The organism is Rhodohalobacter halophilus, from assembly GCF_001715195.1.
Classification (GTDB): domain Bacteria; phylum Bacteroidota; class Rhodothermia; order Balneolales; family Balneolaceae; genus Rhodohalobacter; species Rhodohalobacter halophilus.
Map to the genome: position 1 here is coordinate 1 of NZ_MDWE01000052.1, position 3,346 is coordinate 3,346.

The window sequence follows — 3,346 nt, forward strand, 5'->3', positions numbered from 1 at the left end:
AAACAATAGATGAAAAAGCTACTGAATACGCTAATAGCGTTGAACTTGAAAAAGAAACCTACATTGGAGATGTGGAAACCGCATACACTTGTGGATATTTGCAAGCTGAATCAGATTTGATTTGTGAGTTATGGAGTACCAAACAATTTACAGTTAGCAAAATCGCTGAAATGCTTGGAAAACGTGTAATGGAAGTTCGGAACGCTCTTAACCAGAAAGAGTGGAAATAACGGTTTTGCGTTTAACCGGCTTGGCCTTTTTGGTAAGTAATGTAATTAAAACTGGAAATATCTTTTAGCCCATCAAATTTGTAAAGGCAAACAGCGGCCAAGTCCGCGTTGAAACGCTGGTTATAGGGCGGATTAATTAGTCTGTGTTGTTAAAAGGAATTTGAAGTCCATTTTTATACCAATTACTTATATTTGTAAGACCAGTTTTTCTTACTAATTCAACTTCATTGGTTAATCCCGCATTCTCTCTAAAATTAATGTCTGATGGATTTAATACTTGGTAATCCCTCATTGTAATAATTAACTGAGGCGTCATGGCCACACCTTTAAAATGATCTTGTATGTAGTAGAGTGAGCCAATGTTATTCCAGCTATTACCAACAATAATTTCATCATAAAAACCTGATTTGCTAAAATGACGTAAACCAATTGATGAACTTTGCTCTATTCCAACACCAATAGCAGTAAAATTATAACCCATACTATCAGCTTTTTCTTTTAACTGATATTTGATTTTATCAATAGTTGATAGTAATTCTTCATCATTACAGTAGGGGCAAGTTGAACTTGTAACATATATAAAAGCCAACTCTTTGCTGGTTTTAAGTTTTGCGGGGCTTGACGAATAGTAATTATTGTTCTTATTAAATATTTCAAGAATCTTCTTGTAGTTACTGTCATGAAGAAGAGTAAAACCTAATAATAAAGCCAAGAAATATATAAGGAAGTCTTTCAAAATCTGAATGTTGAAACCGTAGGTTTATCAGGATTATATGCTAAATAAATCCTTTCACTGTAATTTACGCCAATTATTTTAGGAATGTCTGAAGAAACAAAAACCCCCTCACCACTATCAAAATCTAATACATAGGTTTTAATAATAGTTTTATATCTATCATCTACTAATTCTCTATTAAATATTTGGACAATAAAATGCTTATCATTTATATAAGCTACGTTCTCAATAGAATCAAAATCATTCTGAGGATTGTTTCTATCTGGACCCAACACACCTGCCTGTTCAACTAATTGTAGATGATTAAAATCCTCAAATTTAGATTTCCATTTATTTTCACCATTAGTATGATAGCCAGTCAATTGTCCAATATTCCGGAAATATTGAATAACCGTATTTGACTTTGGTGAACACCCAATTCCTCCCATAGACATATGCATTTTGGCAAACCATGAGTCTGAAGTATACATACTTCCGAACTTGTATGTCTCGGTTTCAAAATCCTCTATCTCAAAAACAGAAATATTTTTGCTTTCCTGTAAATTGGAACTTTCATCACTAATCGGAAGTGTGTTTACAATTAATTTGCCTTTATTTAGACAAATATCATCAGGTCGTATTCTTAAATTTAATTGGTCATACGGCTCATATTCTGTAGAATTGCTTTTATAAATCTGTACATCATAATGGTTATTCAATATGAATAAATAATTTTCAAATGCAATGATTGCTTCTGGGCTTATTAGTTCTCCAGGACCTCTTCCTTTCCGTGCTGTTGAAGAAATATATTCACCATCAACATTATAGACAGAAACATTCATTTTTTGTTCATCCAGTAGATATATAAGATTATTATTGAATGAAGCATCTATTATGTTGCCTAATATATTATCTCCAGAACCTAATTCCATTGATAACTCAGCCTTTCTGATATCGTGAGCAATTTGTCTGAGCTCGATATTATTTGAGGAAGTATCCTGGCTTATAGAGAATGAAATTTCTTCTTGGTTAAATAAATTTGCTTCCGTAGGATGTATAATTTTAGAAGTATTATTCTCGCACGAAATAAATAATATTAAACTTAATAAAATGAATAGTCTGTAATACATAATAAAAAATGCAAGCATTCTATTTCAGATGCTTGCATATAATTAGTGTTAGTGGATTAGTTTTCTTCTAGCTCAGTCTCTATAGGAGTACATTTCGTTGAGTCATTAGAGCATGGAGGTCCTGGATCACAGGTGTTTGATAAAGTTGTTGCTTTACAACCTTCTCCATAATGACAGAAAGAGCAATCAGCTGATAGCGTTGTTTGACTATTTGCAGCTGTTCCCAACATTGCTCCTAATGCAAGAAACAATGAGAAAACAAATACTTTGAGTGACATTTTATTCATAATAACCACGTTTTTTGGATTATGATTGACAGTTGAATTAAGTAAATATTTATTAAAAATGAAAATAGATTTAGTAAAGCTCGTTAAGTAAAGCCCTATAACGGTTTGGCGGCTAAGCGGCGAGGCTAACATCTGTGCTAAAACCCCGAATCGCAAACTCGTCCGCTTGAGCCGCTGGTTATTGGGCAAGCTGTTGAAATCAAATACAAAGTTCGTAGATTGCAAACCAGCTTACTTTCCAGTTACCCTCCACATTTACATATATTCTTTTATAGCTATCCGGTGAATAACCGTCATTATTAACGATTTCTTCATAAAGGAAAACGTCAGTAATACTATCAAGATTTAAGTCGTAACCGATTCCTTTAACATATTCGCCAGAGGCAGTTTCAAGTTCAGTCTCATATTCTTCATAATTTTGAATTCCTTCTAAAAAGGGCATGATTACCAATCCAGTTAACCTGTTTAGCCTAGGATCATCTATCTCAAACTGTTGTTGAAATCTAAGAGTAGGAAATGTCAATGTGCCTACACATTCATTTAAGCCAATTAAGTACCATGAATCTACAACAGTTTTGTAAGTTTTTTTATCAAACAAAATTAGAGATGAAATTTCGTCGTCCCATTTCACTCTAGTTCCCATCCAGATTGGATCAGCTTCTTCTCCTTGAAGAATCGTGTGTTCTGTGTAATTTTTAGAAATTCTTTTAAGTAAACTCAAATTCTGATCCCAGGTAAAAGGGATATTAAAGCCACTAATTTGTAATAATGAAACAGAGTGTTTTTTAAAAGATTCTTGGGTAAAAAATGAAGACTGGGTATTTATAAATTCAGGATTTTCTAAGATCCAATCTGTTTCAACTGAATCCTCAAAACTTTCAACCAATGGACTTTGTGCAAATAAACTAATACTGATTGATAAAAAGAATAGTGTACAAATTAGATGTTTCATGTAAAGATTTATTATTTGCCCAATAACGGTTT

At 32.8% G+C, this 3,346-nt stretch carries 5 protein-coding genes; 1 reads left to right on the forward strand and 4 read right to left on the reverse strand.

Translation table 11 applies throughout. The features are described from left to right. Positions 1 to 230, forward strand: a 230-nt coding sequence (locus BG260_RS14195; RefSeq protein WP_176719497.1) for a hypothetical protein, incomplete at its 5' end; no start/stop codon positions are given. Between the two features lie 136 nt (positions 231 to 366). Here the strand turns inward: BG260_RS14195 and BG260_RS12505 are convergent. The 4 genes from BG260_RS12505 to BG260_RS12515 all read right to left on the reverse strand — a co-directional run. Then, positions 367 to 966, reverse strand: coding sequence for a hypothetical protein (locus tag BG260_RS12505; RefSeq protein WP_069133209.1), 600 nt, complete (start codon positions 964 to 966; stop codon positions 367 to 369). Beyond that, positions 963 to 2,093, reverse strand: coding sequence for a 6-bladed beta-propeller (locus BG260_RS12510; protein WP_069133211.1), 1,131 nt, complete (start codon positions 2,091 to 2,093; stop codon positions 963 to 965). The genes BG260_RS12505 and BG260_RS12510 overlap by 4 nt, the downstream gene beginning before the upstream one ends. Positions 2,094 to 2,131: 38 nt before the next feature. Beyond that, a complete protein-coding gene (locus tag BG260_RS14075; protein ID WP_141691606.1) occupies positions 2,132 to 2,587 on the reverse strand; it encodes a hypothetical protein in 456 nt (151 codons plus the stop codon). Next, positions 2,562 to 3,346, reverse strand: a 785-nt coding sequence (locus BG260_RS12515) for a hypothetical protein (RefSeq protein ID WP_218089775.1), incomplete at its 5' end; no start/stop codon positions are given. The genes BG260_RS12515 and BG260_RS14075, both read right to left, overlap by 26 nt.